We start from the raw sequence: 15,141 nt of genomic DNA, 5'->3' as shown, positions 1-15,141 counted from the left end.
CCGCAGGCCGGGTAAACGACAGCGTCACCCGGCAAAAGCACTACAGCACGCTTAGCGCCTTCTCCACCACGTTCTCAACGGTAAAGCCGAAATATGGGAACAGCTTGTCGGCCGGGGCGGATTCACCGTAACCATGCATCCCGACAATTGCCCCTTTCAGGCCCACGTATTTGTACCAGTAGTCGGCAATGCCAGCTTCAACCGCCACGCGCGCCGCGACGTTTGAAGGCAGCACCGATTCGCGGTACGCCTCATCCTGAGCATCAAAGATATCCGTTGAAGGGAGGGAAACCACGCGCACCGCGTGACCCTCGGCGGTCAGTTTCTCCGCCGCTTTTATAGTGATTTCCACCTCGGAACCGGAGGCGATCAGGATCACGTCTGGCTTGCCGCCGCTGTCTTTCAGGATGTACCCGCCGCGGGCGATATTTTTCACCTGCTCCGGCGTGCGCTCGATCTGCGCCAGGTTCTGGCGCGACAGGATCAGCGCCGTGGGTCCGTTATGACGCTCTACGGCCAGCTTCCAGCCCACTGCCGCTTCCACCTGATCGCAAGGACGCCAGGTGCTGAAGTTTGGCGTTAAGCGCAGGCTCGCCAGCTGCTCTACCGCCTGGTGCGTCGGCCCATCTTCACCCAGCCCGATAGAGTCGTGGGTGTACACCATGATTTGCCGCGCCTTCATCAGGGCCGCCATACGCGCCGCGTTACGGGCATATTCGACAAACATCAGGAAGGTGGCGGTGTACGGCACGAAGCCGCCATGGTGGGCGATGCCGTTGGCAATGGCGGTCATCCCAAACTCGCGCACGCCGTAGTGGATGTAGTTCCCGGCAATGTCCTCCTTCAGGGATTTAGAGCCGGACCAGATGGTAAGGTTACTTGGCGCCAGATCCGCCGAGCCGCCCAGCAGTTCGGGCAGGATTGGGCCAATCGCGTTCAGGGTGTTTTGTGATGCCTTACGGGTGGCAATTTTCGCCGGGTTGGATTGCAGGTTCTCAATCAGCGCATGAGTTTTCTCTTCCCAGTCTTCCGGCAGGCCGCCGCTCATGCGGCGGGTAAACTCAGCCGCCAGCTCCGGATACGCTTTTTTGTAGGCGGCAAACTTCTCGTTCCAGGCCTGCTGCGCTTTTTCACCTGTTTCGCGAGCATCCCAGGCCTTGTAGATCTCTTTTGGGATCTCAAAGGCCGGGTGTTTCCAGCCCAGTTTCTGGCGGGTCAGCGCCACTTCCTCTTCACCCAGCGCCGCGCCGTGCGCCTCCTCTTTGCCCGCTTTGTTCGGCGAGCCGAAGCCGATGGTGGTGCGGCAGATGATCAGGGACGGTTTGTCCTTCACGCTCTGCGCTTCCTGAATCGCTTTTTTCACCGCCTCTGGATCGTGACCGTCGATCTCGTGCACCACGTGCCAGTGATAGGCTTCAAAGCGTTTCGCCGTATCGTCGGTAAACCAGCCCTCGGTTTCCCCGTCAATGGAGATACCGTTGTGATCGTAGAAGCCAATCAGCTTGCCCAGCCCCAGGGTGCCCGCCAGAGAACAGACCTCGTGAGAGATCCCCTCCATCAGACAGCCGTCGCCCATAAAGACATAGGTATAGTGATCGACAATCTCGTGGTCGGGCTGGTTGAACTGCGCGGCCAGCGTACGTTCGGCAATCGCCAGGCCAACCGCATTCGCCAGCCCCTGGCCCAGCGGGCCGGTAGTGGTTTCAACGCCCGGCGTATAGCCGATCTCCGGGTGGCCCGGCGTTTTGGAGTGCAGCTGGCGGAAGTTTTTTAATTCCTCAAGCGGCAGATCGTAGCCGGAAAGGTGCAGCAGGCTGTAGAGCAGCATCGAGGCGTGCCCGTTGGAAAGAATAAAACGGTCGCGGTCGTACCAGGTCGGATCGGTAGGGTTGTGCTTCAGGAAGTCGTTCCACAGCACTTCGGCGATATCAGCCATACCCATGGGGGCGCCAGGGTGGCCGGAAGTGGCTTTTTGTACGGCATCCATGCTAAGGGCGCGAATGGCGTTGGCGAGCTCTTTACGGGACATAGTTCACTCCGTGGCAAGGTTAAAGTTTGGCGGCGAGAAGATCTTCGAGTTTGCGCTGGTCGACGGCGAACTGACGGATGCCGTCTGCCAGTTTTTCCACGGCCATTGGATCCTGATTGTGCTCCCAGCGGAATTCCGCTTCGGTCATGGGTTTTGGTTTTGGCAGAACGGTAGAGGTTGGCACCAGCTTGCGGATCACCGTCTCTTCACTCTCCTGAAGCTTCTTCAGCAGGTCTGGGGAGATGGTCAGCCGGTCGCAGCCCGCGAGCGCGAGGATCTGCTCGGTGCGGCGGAAGCTGGCCCCCATCACGATGGTCTCGTAGCGGTGCTGCTTGTAATAATCGTAGATATTACGCACCGATTTCACGCCGGGATCTTCGTCCACCACATACGGATCCATCGGCTGTTTCGCCTGATACCAGTCGTAGATACGTCCGACAAACGGTGAAATCAGGAACACGCCCGCTTCGGCGCAGGCACGCGCCTGGGCGAAGGAGAACAGCAGCGTCAGGTTACAGTTGATCCCCTCTTTCTCCAGCACTTCCGCCGTGCGGATGCCTTCCCAGGTGGAGGCAAGCTTGATCAGGATGCGTGATTTATCGATCCCCTGCTCCTGGTAGAGTTCCACCAGGCGGCGAGCCTTGCTAATGCTCTTTTCCTGGTCGAATGAGAGGCGGGCATCCACTTCGGTGGAGACGCGTCCCGGTATGCTTTTAAGAATTTCCGCACCGATATTGACCGCCAGCTTGTCACTGGCTTCGGCGACCTGCTGCTCCTGCGTTTTACCGCGCTGTTTGCCGTAGGCAAGGGCGTCATCAATCAGATGACTAAAGTGCGCAAGACCGGCCGCCTTGAGCAGCAGCGAGGGGTTGGTGGTCGCGTCTTCCGGCTGGTAGTGACGAATCGATTCGATGTCGCCGCTGTCTGCAACCACGGTGGTAAATTGTTTGATGCCGTCTAGCTGGTTCATAATTACTCCTTGGAAATAAAAGAGTTAGTCGAGTGCGTCAGGTCACACTTCTGAGAAAATCATGATGGACTTAACAAAAAAGCATAGCAGACGGGGGAGGCATTGCTGTCTGAGACGGGTAACATGGCTGTTATAAATTGATAACAATTTTTATTCTGCAATGGTGAGAGTTTGGCAGCCTTCAAAGTTTAGGAGCCTGCCTGCGGCGATACTATGCGGCACACCAGGGTGTGCATAGGAACGTCAACATCACCCTTTTTGACCGAAACGTGAAAGGAATAACAAGATGGATGATCAGTTAAAACAAAGCGCTCTCGATTTTCACGAGTTTCCTGTTCCGGGTAAAATCCAGGTATCCCCGACCAAACCGCTGGCGACCCAGCGCGATCTGGCGCTGGCCTACTCGCCAGGCGTAGCTGCCCCGTGCCTTGAAATCGAAAAAGATCCGCTGGCAGCGTACAAATACACCGCCCGTGGCAACCTGGTGGCCGTTATCTCTAACGGTACGGCGGTACTGGGGTTAGGGAACATTGGCGCGCTGGCCGGTAAGCCGGTGATGGAAGGGAAGGGCGTTCTGTTTAAGAAATTTGCCGGTATCGACGTCTTTGATATCGAAGTGGACGAACTGGACCCGGATAAATTCATCAACGTGGTGGCGGCGCTGGAGCCGACCTTCGGCGGCATCAACCTGGAAGACATCAAAGCGCCGGAATGTTTCTATATCGAGCAGAAGCTGCGCGAGCGTATGAACATTCCCGTGTTCCATGACGACCAGCACGGCACGGCGATTATCAGTACCGCCGCCATTCTGAACGGCCTGCGCGTGGTCGAGAAAAACCTCTCCGACGTGCGCATGGTGGTCTCCGGCGCTGGCGCCGCGGCCATCGCCTGTATGAACCTGCTGGTGGCGCTGGGCATGCAGAAACACAACATCGTGGTCTGCGACTCCAAAGGCGTGATTTACAAAGACCGCGAGCCAAACATGGCGGAAACCAAGGCGGCCTATGCGGTGGAAGACGACGGCAAGCGCACGCTAGAAGACGTCATTGAAGGTGCCGACATTTTCCTCGGCTGTTCAGGCCCGAAAGTACTGACCCAGGAAATGGTGCAGAAGATGGCGCGCGCGCCAATGATCCTGGCCCTGGCGAACCCGGAGCCGGAAATTCTGCCGCCGCTGGCGAAGGCAGTGCGTGAAGACGCGATCATCTGTACCGGACGTTCGGACTACCCGAACCAGGTGAACAACGTGCTCTGCTTCCCGTTCATCTTCCGCGGTGCGCTGGACGTTGGCGCTACGGCAATCAACGAAGAGATGAAGCTTGCCGCCGTTCATGCTATCGCAGAGCTGGCGCACGCCGAGCAGAGCGAAGTGGTGGCCTCCGCCTACGGCGATCAGGATCTGAGCTTCGGCCCGGACTACATTATCCCTAAACCATTTGACCCGCGTCTGATCGTGAAGATCGCGCCAGCGGTGGCCAAAGCGGCGATGGACTCTGGCGTGGCGACGCGGCCGATTGAAGATTTCGATGCCTACGTCGATAAACTCACCGAGTTCGTCTACAAAACCAACCTGTTTATGAAGCCGATCTTCTCCCAGGCGCGCGCTGACGCGAAGCGCGTGGTGCTGGCGGAAGGGGAAGAGGCGCGCGTGCTGCACGCCACGCAGGAGCTGATCACCTTAGGGCTGGCGAAACCGATCCTGATTGGTCGTCCGAGCGTGATCGAGATGCGTATTCAGAAGCTGGGCCTGCAAATTAAGCCGGGCGTCGACTTTGAGATCGTCAATAACGAATCCGATCCGCGCTTCAAAGAGTACTGGAACGAATACTATTCGATTATGAAGCGTCGGGGGATCACCCAGGAGCAGGCGCAGCGGGCGGTGATCAGCAACACCACGGTGATCGGCGCGATCATGGTTCACCGCGGTGAGGCGGATGCGCTGATCTGCGGGACCATCGGCGAGTACCATGAGCATTTCAGCGTGGTGCAGGAGATCTTCGGCTATCGCGAGGGTGTTCATACTGCCGGCGCAATGAACGCGCTGCTGCTGCCAAGCGGTAACACCTTTATCGCCGATACCTACGTCAACGACGATCCTTCCCCGGACGAACTGGCGGAAATCACCGTGATGGCGGCGGAAACCGTGCGCCGCTTTGGTATCGAGCCGAAAGTGGCGCTGCTGTCGCATTCTAACTTCGGGTCATCCAAATCCGCGGCGGCGTGCAAAATGCGCCAGACGCTGGACCTGGTGCGCGAGCGTGCGCCGGAACTGATGATCGACGGCGAGATGCACGGCGACGCCGCGCTGGTGGAGAGCATTCGTAATGAACGTATGCCGGACAGCCCGCTGAAAGGCTCCGCGAACGTGCTGATTATGCCGAACGTAGAAGCGGCGCGTATCAGCTATAACCTGCTGCGCGTGTCGAGTTCTGAAGGGGTGACCGTAGGGCCAGTGCTGATGGGGGTGTCAAAACCGGTACATGTGTTAACGCCGATTGCCTCCGTGCGTCGTATCGTCAACATGGTGGCGCTGGCGGTGGTTGAGGCACAGACGCAGCCGCTGTAATTTTTACCCTCACCCTAACCCTCTCCCAAAGGGAGAGGGAATTTATACTCCCTCTCCCTTTGGGAGAGGGCAGGGGTGAGGGGGTTACACCCAGTCCCGAACCCGAATAAAATCACGCAAGGCAGCCTCCGGACTGCCTTCTTTGGGTTCAAAGCTGTATTCCCAGCGCACCAGCGGCGGCATCGACATCAGAATGGACTCCGTGCGCCCACCGGTTTGCAGGCCAAACAGCGTCCCGCGATCCCATACCAGGTTAAACTCCACGTAACGCCCGCGGCGGTACAGCTGGAACTCACGCTCGCGAACGCCGTAGTCGGTGTTTTTGCGGCGTTCGACAATCGGTAGATAGGCATCGGTAAAGCCTTCACCCACTGCGCGCATAAAGCTGAACGCGGTATCAAAATCCGGCGTGTTGAGATCGTCAAAGAACAGCCCGCCGATGCCGCGTTGCTCGTCGCGATGCTTCAGATAGAAATAATCATCGCACCACTTTTTGTATTTCGGGTAAACGTCTTCGCCAAACGGCAGGCAGAGGTCGCGCGCGGTGGTGTGCCAGTGCACGGCGTCCTCTTCGAAGCCATAGTAAGGCGTTAAGTCGAAACCGCCGCCAAACCACCAGACCGGATCGGCCCCCGGTTTTTCCGCGATGAAAAAGCGCACGTTGGCGTGGCTGGTTGGCACAAACGGGTTATGCGGATGCACCACCAGCGAGACGCCCATCGCCTCGAAGCTGCGGCCCGCCAGTTCATGCCGATGCGCCGTGGCGGACGCCGGCATTGCATCACCGTGGACGTGGGAGAAGTTGACCCCGGCCTGTTCAAAAATGCCACCGTTACGCAGCACGCGGCTGCGCCCGCCGCCGCCCGCTTCGCGCTGCCAGGTGTCTTCCTGGAATTCACCGCCGTCTGCGGCGGCCAGTTTCTGGCAAATCGCGTCCTGTAACTGCATCAGGAAAGTTTTGACCAGCTGTGCATTCGGTTTCATCAACGTTTCCTGGAGTGCGCTTTTTGATTATCGAACCAGTTGAAATAACTGATGACCCCGGAGGCGATAGCGTTCGCGATCTTCTGACGAAACGCCGTGGTGCCGAGTAAACGCTCCTCTTCCGGGTTGGTAATGAACGAGGTTTCAACCAGCACGGACGGAATGGACGGGGACTTCAGCACCACAAACGCGGCCTGCTCGGTGCTTTTACTGTGCAGACGGTGCACGGGCTTAATCCGTTTAAGGATATGCGAGCCGAGCGTCAGGCTGTTTTTGATGGTATCGGTCTGCACGAGATCAAACAGAACCTGCTGCAACAGATGGTCTTTGTCGGTGGCTTTTTTCCCGGCCACTTCATCCGCCCGGTTTTCGCGATCGGAGAGGTATTTCGCCATGGCGCTACTGGCGCCACGGTTGGAGAGGGCGAACACCGATGCGCCTGCGGCGGAAGGGTTTGTGAAGCCATCCGCGTGAATGGACATAAACAGGTCGGCGCCGTGCTTATGGGCAATTTCCACGCGATCGTACAGCGGGATAAACGTGTCGCCCGTGCGCGTCAGGCGGGCGTCAATGCCGTTGCTGCGTAAAATTGCGCGCACATTTTTTGCAATTGCCAGCACGACGTGTTTTTCTTTCGACCCGTTTCGGCCAATGGCGCCGGTGTCGATCCCGCCGTGGCCCGGATCGAGCATGACCAGACGCTTTGTGCCGGCTTTTTTGGTTTTCGGCTTGCTGTGTCCGTTACTGGTTTTAAGCGAGCTCTCTTCTTTTGCCTGAGCCTGCTTTGCGATGCCTGTTAACGTTAAGGCCGCCAGCCCCGCTTTGAGAACCTGACGACGCGATGTGAGTGCTTTTAATGGTTTGAATGTGCTCATGCGGCCTGAATTGTAAAAATTGGGGTCCTGGTGTTATATCGTATCGCGTTTTGCGTGACGACATTCCTTATTGAGAATTGTTTTACTTTTCATTTCAATACGTGACAAAGTGACATTATGCCAAATTTTGGCGAGTTTTTCCCCGGTTATTGGCTAAATGCCCTGTTCACGCCATAATCACTGTTTTTAAACCCGAAAAGGCGGTTAATACCATGGAGATACGCGTTTTTCGCCAGGAAGATTTCGAAGAGGTGATCACCCTTTGGGAGCGCTGCGATCTGCTGCGTCCGTGGAACGATCCGGAAATGGACATCGAACGGAAGGTGAACCACGACGTCAGTCTGTTTCTGGTCGCTGAGGTCAACGGCGAGGTGGTCGGGACGGTAATGGGCGGGTACGACGGCCACCGCGGGTCGGCCTACTATCTGGGCGTGCACCCGGAATATCGCGCGCGCGGCATCGCCAACGCGCTGCTTAACCGTCTGGAAAAGAAACTGATCGCCCGTGGCTGCCCGAAAATCCAGATTATGGTGCGGGAAGATAACGACGTGGTGCTGGGCATGTATGAACGTCTGGGCTACGAGCACGCGGATGTACTGACGCTGGGTAAGCGCCTGATCGAAGATGAAGAGTACTGAGTTCCACCCTGGCGACTATGATGTTCACGGTCGTCTGCGTCTGCCTTTTTTATTCTGGTGCGTTCTGCTGTTGCAGGCCCGCACCTGGGTGCTGTTCGTGATGGCTGGCGCGTCACGCGGGCAGGGCGATACGCTACTGAATCTCTTTTATCCCGATCACGATGCGTTCTGGCTGGGGTTACTGCCCGGTGTACCGGCGGTGCTGGCGTTCCTGTGCAGCGGTCGGCGGCAGTTCCTCCCGCGCATCTGGCGCGCGCTTCGCTGGCTGTTGATTCTGGCGCAGGTTGTGCTTCTGGCCTGGCAACCCGTACTCTGGCTGTACGGCGAGCCGCTTTCCGGTATCGGGATTGCGCTGGTGGTGGCGGATATTGTCGCGCTGCTGTGGCTGGTCACGAATCCCCGTTTACGCGCCTGTTTTACGCAAGAGTCAGATTAAAACGGCACTTTTTGCCGATACTGCACTCCAACAAGCGTTGATTTACTACGTAAGGACGTCTCAATGAAATCGCTGCGTTTACTTTTATGCGCTCTCCCGCTGGCGTTAACCGGCTGTTCCACGCTCTCATCCATCAACTGGTCTGCGGCCTATCCGTGGAACTGGTTTGGCTCTTCAACGGAAGTGACCGAGCAGGGCGTGGGCAAAATCACCGCCTCGACGGCGCTGGATCAGGATGCCATTCAGGAGGCCATCGGCAGTGATTATCGCCTGCGCAGCGGGATGAAAACCGAGAACGGCAACATCGTGCGCTATTTCGAAGCATTGAAAGACGACAAGGTGGCGATGGTCATCAACGGCGATAAAGGTACGGTCAACCGCATTGCGGTGATGGATGAAGAGATCCCGACCTCAGGTGGCGTGAAGGTAGGTACGCCGTTTGGCGAGCTCTACCAGAAAGCGTTTGGCCACTGCGCCAGTGTGCCGTCGGATGACAGCGTGGCGGTCGAGTGTAAGGCCGACGGCAGCCAGCACATTAGCTATGTATTCAGCGGCGCCTGGAACGGTCCGGAAGGGTTAATGCCGTCTGACGACACCCTGAAAAAGTGGAAAGTGAGCAAAATTATCTGGAAGCAGTAATTTGCGCCTGAGCAAGCCGCCTCGCTGAAATCCAGGTATAATAGCCGCCATCAATGCCACGCTGTCGTGGCATCTTTTTTTCAGGAGGAGCGATGTCTCAGGTTCAGAGTGGCATTTTGCCAGAACATTGCCGCGCGGCGATTTGGATTGAAGCCAACGTCAAAAGGGACGTGGATGCCCTGCGCGCGGCCAGCAAAATTTTCGTTGATAAACTGGCCACCTTTCAGGCCAAATTCCCCGAAGCCCATCTGGGCGCGGTGGTTGCCTTTGGCAATACCGTCTGGCGTCAGCTGAGCGGCGGCGAAGGCGCAGAAGAGCTGAAAGACTTTATTCCTTATGGCAAAGGTCTTGCGCCCGCCACCCAGTATGACGTCCTGATCCATATCCTCTCCCTGCGCCATGACGTGAATTTCTCCGTCGCTCAGGCAGCGATTGAGGCCTTTGGTGACAGCATCGACGTGCAGGAAGAGATCCACGGTTTCCGCTGGGTGGAAGAGCGCGATTTGAGCGGCTTCGTCGACGGCACCGAAAACCCGGCCGGGGAAGAGACGCGTCGCGAGGTGGCTGTAATCAAGGATGGCGTGGACGCGGGCGGCAGCTACGTGTTCGTCCAGCGCTGGGAGCATAACCTCAGGCAGCTCAACCGCATGAGCGTGCATGACCAGGAGATGATGATTGGCCGCACCAAAGACGCCAATGAAGAGATTGACGGCGATGCGCGTCCGGTCACGTCCCACCTGTCCCGCGTTGATCTTAAAGAAGACGGTAAGGGGCTGAAGATTGTTCGCCAGAGCCTGCCGTACGGCACCGCGAGCGGTACGCACGGCCTGTACTTCTGCGCTTACTGTGCGCGCCTTTACAACATCGAACAGCAGCTGCTGAGCATGTTTGGCGAAACCGACGGCAAGCGTGACGCCATGCTGCGCTTCACCCGTCCGGTGACCGGCGGCTACTACTTCGCGCCGTCCGTTGAGCGCCTGCTGGCGCTGTAAATCGCTCTCCATTCGCAGGCCGGGTAAGCGTTAGCGCCACCCGGCAATTTCTACCGCACCCTTATTCCCTTTTCTGCTTCTAAATCACCAAACGGTATATAAAACCGTTACTCCTTTAGACTCCGTTATAAATATTATGACTATAAGATAGTCATCACATTTATAAGGGTGCGCAATGGCCGTTACTGTACTGAAAAAAGGATCGCTGGCACTGGCAGGTTTACTGCTGGTGGCGCAGGCGCAGGCAACCGAGTTGCTGAACAGTTCTTATGATGTTTCGCGCGAGCTGTTTGCCGCCCTTAATCCCGCATTTGAACAGCAGTGGGCGAAAGAGAACAACGGCGACAAGCTGACCATCAAGCAGTCTCACGCCGGTTCATCCAAGCAGGCGCTGGCCATTTTGCAGGGGCTGAAAGCGGATGTGGTGACTTACAACCAGGTCACGGACGTGCAGATCCTGCACGACAAAGGCAAGCTGATCCCGGCGGACTGGCAGAGCCGCCTGCCGAACAACAGCTCACCGTTCTACTCCACCATGGGCTTCCTGGTGCGCAAGGGCAACCCGAAAAACATTCACGACTGGAATGATTTGGTGCGTTCTGACGTCAAGCTGATTTTCCCGAATCCGAAAACCTCCGGCAACGCGCGTTATACCTATCTGGCGGCGTGGGGCGCGGCGGACAAAGCTGACGGTAACGATAAAGCGAAAACCGAACAGTTTATGACCCAGTTCCTGAAAAACGTCGAAGTGTTTGATACCGGCGGCCGGGGCGCAACCACCACCTTCGCCGAGCGCGGGCTGGGCGACGTGCTGATCAGCTTTGAATCCGAAGTAAACAATATTCGTAAACAGTACGAAGCGCAGGGCTTCGAAGTGGTTATCCCGAAAACCAACATTCTGGCCGAGTTCCCGGTGGCCTGGGTGGATAAAAACGTCAAAGCCAACGGCACTGAGAAAGCGGCAAAAGCCTATCTCAACTATCTGTACAGCCCGCAGGCGCAGACGGTGATTACTGACTATTACTACCGCGTTAATAATCCGGACGTGATGGACAAGCTGAAAGACAAATTCCCGCAGACCGAGCTGTTCCGCGTGGAAGATCATTTCGGCGCCTGGCCTGAGGTGATGAAAACGCATTTTGCCAGCGGCGGTGAGTTAGACAAATTGCTGGCGGCGGGGCGTAAGTAATGTTTGCAGGATCAACAAGACGTGTGCTGCCGGGTTTTACCTTAAGCCTCGGGACCAGCCTGCTGTTCGTCTGTCTGATTTTATTGTTACCGCTCAGCGCTCTGGTGATGCAGCTCGCTGAGATGAGCTGGTCCCAGTACTGGGAAGTGGTCACCAACCCGCAGGTGGTGGCGGCCTACAAGGTCACGCTGCTGTCTGCGTTCGTGGCCTCGATTTTTAACGGCGTGTTTGGCCTGCTGATGGCGTGGATCTTAACCCGCTATCGCTTCCCGGGCCGCACGCTGCTCGACGCCCTGATGGATCTGCCGTTTGCCCTGCCGACGGCGGTGGCCGGTTTGACGCTGGCGTCGCTGTTCTCCGTGAACGGCTTTTACGGCGAATGGCTGGCGAAGTTTGATATCAAAGTAACCTATACCTGGATCGGTATCGCGGTGGCGATGGCCTTCACCAGCATCCCGTTTGTGGTGCGTACCGTACAGCCGGTGCTGGAAGAGTTAGGCCCCGAATACGAAGAGGCCGCGGAAACCCTGGGCGCCACGCGCTGGCAGAGTTTCCGTAAGGTTGTGCTGCCGGAACTTTCTCCGGCCTTGCTGGCGGGGGTATCGCTCTCCTTTACCCGCAGCCTCGGTGAATTTGGCGCGGTCATTTTTATCGCCGGGAACATCGCGTGGAAAACCGAAGTGACCTCGCTGATGATTTTTGTCCGTTTGCAGGAGTTTGATTATCCGGCCGCGAGCGCGATTGCCTCGGTGATCCTTGCCGCGTCGCTGCTGCTGCTGTTCTCGATTAACACTCTGCAAAGTCGCTTTGGTCGACGTGTGGTAGGTCACTGATGGCGGAAGTTACGCAATTGAAGCGCTATGACGCGCCCCGCATCAACTGGGGCAAATGGTTTCTGATTGGTACCGGCGTGCTGGTCTCCGCATTCATTCTCGTCGTGCCGATGGTGTACATCTTCGTGCAGGCCTTCAGCAAAGGGATTATGCCCGCGCTGCAAAACCTGGCCGATCCGGACATGCTCCACGCCATCTGGCTGACGGTGATGATTGCCCTGATCACCGTCCCGGTGAATCTGGTGTTTGGCGTATTGCTGGCCTGGCTGGTAACGCGCTTTAACTTCCCGGGGCGTCAGCTGCTGCTGACCCTGCTGGATATCCCGTTTGCGGTGTCTCCGGTGGTGGCGGGTCTGGTTTATCTGCTCTTCTACGGCTCCAATGGCCCGCTGGGCGGCTGGCTGGATGAACACGACCTGCAAATCATGTTCGCCTGGCCGGGGATGGTGCTGGTGACCGTCTTTGTCACCTGTCCGTTCGTGGTGCGCGAGCTGGTGCCGGTGATGCTCAGCCAGGGCAGCCATGAAGATGAAGCCGCGGTGCTGCTCGGCGCTTCCGGCTGGCAGATGTTCCGCCGCGTCACGCTGCCGAATATCCGCTGGGCACTGCTTTACGGCGTGGTGCTGACCAACGCCCGTGCGATCGGTGAGTTTGGCGCGGTGTCGGTGGTATCCGGCTCGATTCGCGGCGAAACCCTGTCGCTGCCGTTACAGATTGAATTACTGGAACAGGACTACAACACCGTCGGTTCCTTTACTGCCGCAGCGTTGCTGACGCTGATGGCGATTTTGACCCTGTTTTTGAAGAGTGTGGTGCAGTGGCGTTTAGAGAATCAGGAAAAACGTCAGCATCAGGAGGGAAATCATGAGCATTGAGATTGCCAATATTAAGAAGTCTTTTGGTCGCACCCAGGTGCTGAATGATATCTCGCTGGATATCCCTTCCGGACAAATGGTGGCGCTGCTGGGGCCGTCTGGCTCCGGTAAAACCACGCTGCTGCGTATTATCGCCGGGCTTGAACACCAGACCAGCGGACATATTCGCTTCCACGGTACGGACGTTAGCCGCCTGCACGCCCGCGACCGTAAAGTGGGCTTTGTATTTCAGCATTATGCGCTGTTCCGCCACATGACGGTATTCGACAACATCGCGTTTGGCCTGACCGTGCTGCCGCGTCGTGAACGTCCAGATGCCGCCGCCATCAAAGCGAAAGTGACCAAACTGCTGGAGATGGTGCAGCTTGCGCATCTGGCGGACCGCTTCCCGGCTCAACTTTCCGGCGGGCAGAAGCAGCGCGTGGCGCTGGCGCGTGCGTTAGCCGTTGAACCGCAAATCCTGCTGCTGGACGAACCGTTTGGCGCGCTGGATGCACAGGTGCGAAAAGAGCTGCGCCGCTGGCTGCGTCAGCTGCATGAGGAACTCCAGTTCACCAGCGTTTTCGTGACCCACGATCAGGAAGAGGCGATGGAAGTGGCCGATCGCGTGGTGGTAATGAGTCAGGGCAACATTGAGCAGGTTGACGAGCCAGAGCAGCTCTGGCGTGAACCGGCGACCCGCTTTGTGCTGGAGTTTATGGGGGAAGTAAACCGCCTTCAGGGCACCATTCGCGGCGGTCAGTTCCACGTTGGCGCGCACCGCTGGCCGCTGGGGTATACCTCCGCGCATCAGGGGCCGGTGGATCTGTTCCTGCGTCCGTGGGAAGTGGACGTCAGCCGCCGAACCAGCCTGGATTCACCGCTTCCGGTGCAGGTGCTGGAAGCTAGCCCTAAAGGGCACTACACCCAATTAGTGGTACAGCCCCTGGGCTGGTACACCGAGCCGTTGACCGTGGTTATGCGTGACGACGTGCCGCCGTACCGGGGGGAGCGCCTGTTTGTCGGGCTGCAACACGCGCGCATTTATCATGGCAACGAGCGCATTGAGACGCGCGAGGATATTGCTCTGGCGGAGTCAGCCTGATAGGTTATTAGTATGTTTATCGCCCGGTGGCGCTGCGCTGACCGGGCCTACAGTTATCACTGCGTCTTGTAGGCCGGGTAAGCTAAGCGCCACCCGGCTTTTTTATTGAGTAAAAATCGTGAATACACTCGAACACACCATCGGCAACACCCCTCTGGTCAAACTTCAGCGCATGGGGCCTGATAACGGCAGCGAAATCTGGGTCAAACTCGAAGGCAATAACCCGGCGGGGTCGGTAAAAGACCGGGCGGCGCTGTCGATGATTGTCCAGGCTGAAAAGCGCGGTGAAATTAAGCCCGGTGACGTGCTGATCGAAGCCACCAGCGGTAACACCGGTATCGCGCTGGCGATGATTGCCGCCCTGAAAGGCTACCGCATGAAGCTGCTGATGCCGGACAACATGAGCCAGGAGCGCCGCGCCGCCATGCGCGCCTATGGAGCGGAGCTGATTCTGGTGAGCAAAGAGCAGGGGATGGAAGGGGCGCGAGATTTAGCGTTAGCGATGGCGGAGCGCGGGGAAGGCAAGCTGCTCGACCAGTTCAACAACCCGGACAACCCGTACGCGCACTACACCACCACTGGCCCGGAAATCTGGCAGCAAACCGACGAGCGCATCACCCACTTTGTCTCCAGCATGGGGACCACGGGCACGATCACCGGTGTGTCACGCTTTCTGCGCGAACAGGAGAAGCCGGTGACGATTGTCGGCCTGCAACCGGAAGAGGGGAGCAGTATTCCGGGCATCCGCCGCTGGCCGGCGGAGTATATGCCGGGCATCTTTAATGCGCAGCTTGTGGACCAGGTGCTGGATATTCATCAGCGCGAGGCGGAAAATACCATGCGTGAGCTGGCCGTGCGTGAAGGTATCTTCTGCGGCGTCAGCTCTGGCGGTGCCGTAGCGGGCGCGATCCGGGTGGCCGAGTCCACGCCGGGAGCGGTGGTCGTAGCGATTATTTGCGATCGCGGCGACCGTTACCTGTCTACCGGCGTCTTTGGTGAAGAGAGTTATTCGCAGGGGGCGGGGATTTAAG

Annotated in this window: 14 protein-coding genes; 10 read left to right on the top strand and 4 right to left on the bottom strand. The window is 57.8% G+C overall.

The genetic code is table 11. The annotated features are described in order from the left end of the window. Positions 1-40 precede the first annotated feature (40 nt). Complete coding sequence (tkt, locus tag ACQG0T_RS16100; RefSeq protein ID WP_271040381.1) at positions 41-2,029, bottom strand: transketolase; 1,989 nt, start codon at positions 2,027-2,029, stop codon at positions 41-43. Between the two features lie 19 nt (positions 2,030-2,048). Further along, positions 2,049-2,999 carry a transaldolase gene (tal, locus tag ACQG0T_RS16095; protein WP_271040380.1) on the bottom strand — a complete coding sequence of 317 codons (951 nt, stop codon included), beginning with the start codon at positions 2,997-2,999 and terminating at the stop codon, positions 2,049-2,051. A 286-nt stretch (positions 3,000-3,285) separates the two neighbouring features. Between tal and maeB the strand changes: the two genes are divergently transcribed. After that, on the top strand, positions 3,286-5,565 hold the full coding sequence (maeB, locus tag ACQG0T_RS16090) for an NADP-dependent oxaloacetate-decarboxylating malate dehydrogenase (RefSeq protein ID WP_023295115.1): 2,280 nt from the start codon (positions 3,286-3,288) through the stop codon (positions 5,563-5,565). A gap of 84 nt (positions 5,566-5,649) precedes the next feature. Here maeB and hemF read toward each other — a convergent pair whose 3' ends face one another. Both hemF and amiA read right to left on the bottom strand, forming a co-directional pair. Next, positions 5,650-6,549, bottom strand: a complete 900-nt coding sequence (gene hemF, locus ACQG0T_RS16085; protein ID WP_271040379.1) for an oxygen-dependent coproporphyrinogen oxidase — start codon at positions 6,547-6,549, stop codon at positions 5,650-5,652. Beyond that, positions 6,549-7,424 (bottom strand): N-acetylmuramoyl-L-alanine amidase AmiA, encoded by an 876-nt coding sequence (amiA, locus tag ACQG0T_RS16080; protein WP_271040378.1) that lies wholly within the window; start codon positions 7,422-7,424, stop codon positions 6,549-6,551. Before amiA ends, hemF begins: the two co-directional genes overlap by 1 nt. Positions 7,425-7,636: 212 nt before the next feature. Here amiA and ACQG0T_RS16075 point away from each other — a divergent pair, with 212 nt between their 5' ends. The 9 genes from ACQG0T_RS16075 to cysM all read left to right on the top strand — a co-directional run bounded on the left by ACQG0T_RS16075 (position 7,637) and on the right by cysM (position 15,140). Further along, a complete protein-coding gene (locus ACQG0T_RS16075) occupies positions 7,637-8,062 on the top strand; it encodes a GNAT family acetyltransferase (protein WP_003861292.1) in 426 nt (141 codons plus the stop codon). Further along, positions 8,049-8,498 (top strand): DUF2919 domain-containing protein, encoded by a 450-nt coding sequence (locus ACQG0T_RS16070; protein ID WP_271040377.1) that lies wholly within the window; start codon positions 8,049-8,051, stop codon positions 8,496-8,498. The genes ACQG0T_RS16075 and ACQG0T_RS16070 overlap by 14 nt, the downstream gene beginning before the upstream one ends. 63 nt (positions 8,499-8,561) lie before the next feature. Next, complete coding sequence (locus ACQG0T_RS16065; RefSeq protein WP_032102764.1) at positions 8,562-9,137, top strand: RpoE-regulated lipoprotein; 576 nt, start codon at positions 8,562-8,564, stop codon at positions 9,135-9,137. Positions 9,138-9,229: 92 nt separating this feature from the next. Beyond that, a complete protein-coding gene (locus ACQG0T_RS16060) occupies positions 9,230-10,129 on the top strand; it encodes a Dyp-type peroxidase (RefSeq protein WP_271040376.1) in 900 nt (299 codons plus the stop codon). Positions 10,130-10,304: 175 nt separating this feature from the next. Further along, a complete protein-coding gene (locus ACQG0T_RS16055; RefSeq protein ID WP_023295111.1) occupies positions 10,305-11,318 on the top strand; it encodes a sulfate ABC transporter substrate-binding protein in 1,014 nt (337 codons plus the stop codon). Next, positions 11,318-12,151, top strand: a complete 834-nt coding sequence (gene cysT / locus ACQG0T_RS16050; protein WP_271040375.1) for a sulfate/thiosulfate ABC transporter permease CysT — start codon at positions 11,318-11,320, stop codon at positions 12,149-12,151. Before ACQG0T_RS16055 ends, cysT begins: the two co-directional genes overlap by 1 nt. Beyond that, entirely contained in the window at positions 12,151-13,026 is an 876-nt protein-coding gene (cysW, locus tag ACQG0T_RS16045) for a sulfate/thiosulfate ABC transporter permease CysW (protein ID WP_003861305.1), read from the top strand. Before cysT ends, cysW begins: the two co-directional genes overlap by 1 nt. Further along, positions 13,016-14,110, top strand: coding sequence for a sulfate/thiosulfate ABC transporter ATP-binding protein CysA (gene cysA, locus ACQG0T_RS16040; RefSeq protein WP_017692966.1), 1,095 nt, complete (start codon positions 13,016-13,018; stop codon positions 14,108-14,110). The genes cysW and cysA overlap by 11 nt, the downstream gene beginning before the upstream one ends. Before the next feature lie 118 nt (positions 14,111-14,228). Next, positions 14,229-15,140: a cysteine synthase CysM gene (gene cysM, locus ACQG0T_RS16035; protein ID WP_023295110.1), complete on the top strand. Its 912-nt coding sequence runs from the start codon at positions 14,229-14,231 to the stop codon at positions 15,138-15,140. Position 15,141 lies beyond the last annotated feature (1 nt).

The sequence above is a fragment of the Enterobacter cloacae complex sp. 302F9 genome (genome assembly GCF_050030335.1).
Classification (GTDB): Bacteria; Pseudomonadota; Gammaproteobacteria; order Enterobacterales; family Enterobacteriaceae; genus Enterobacter; species Enterobacter hormaechei_C.
Note: the sequence above shows the minus strand (reverse complement) of the source record. Positions and strands in the feature narration are given on the sequence as shown.

Bases quoted from the DNA above. Each gene is read 5' to 3' on its own strand.
- tkt (WP_271040381.1), bottom strand. From the start codon at position 2,029: ATGTCCCGTAAAGAGCTCGCCAACGCCATTCGCGCCCTTAGCATGGAT.
- tal (WP_271040380.1), bottom strand. From the start codon at position 2,999: ATGAACCAGCTAGACGGCATCAAACAATTTACCACCGTGGTTGCAGAC.
- maeB (WP_023295115.1), top strand. From the start codon at position 3,286: ATGGATGATCAGTTAAAACAAAGCGCTCTCGATTTTCACGAGTTTCCT.
- hemF (WP_271040379.1), bottom strand. From the start codon at position 6,549: ATGAAACCGAATGCACAGCTGGTCAAAACTTTCCTGATGCAGTTACAG.
- amiA (WP_271040378.1), bottom strand. From the start codon at position 7,424: ATGAGCACATTCAAACCATTAAAAGCACTCACATCGCGTCGTCAGGTT.
- ACQG0T_RS16075 (WP_003861292.1), top strand. From the start codon at position 7,637: ATGGAGATACGCGTTTTTCGCCAGGAAGATTTCGAAGAGGTGATCACC.
- ACQG0T_RS16070 (WP_271040377.1), top strand. From the start codon at position 8,049: ATGAAGAGTACTGAGTTCCACCCTGGCGACTATGATGTTCACGGTCGT.
- ACQG0T_RS16065 (WP_032102764.1), top strand. From the start codon at position 8,562: ATGAAATCGCTGCGTTTACTTTTATGCGCTCTCCCGCTGGCGTTAACC.
- ACQG0T_RS16060 (WP_271040376.1), top strand. From the start codon at position 9,230: ATGTCTCAGGTTCAGAGTGGCATTTTGCCAGAACATTGCCGCGCGGCG.
- ACQG0T_RS16055 (WP_023295111.1), top strand. From the start codon at position 10,305: ATGGCCGTTACTGTACTGAAAAAAGGATCGCTGGCACTGGCAGGTTTA.
- cysT (WP_271040375.1), top strand. From the start codon at position 11,318: ATGTTTGCAGGATCAACAAGACGTGTGCTGCCGGGTTTTACCTTAAGC.
- cysW (WP_003861305.1), top strand. From the start codon at position 12,151: ATGGCGGAAGTTACGCAATTGAAGCGCTATGACGCGCCCCGCATCAAC.
- cysA (WP_017692966.1), top strand. From the start codon at position 13,016: ATGAGCATTGAGATTGCCAATATTAAGAAGTCTTTTGGTCGCACCCAG.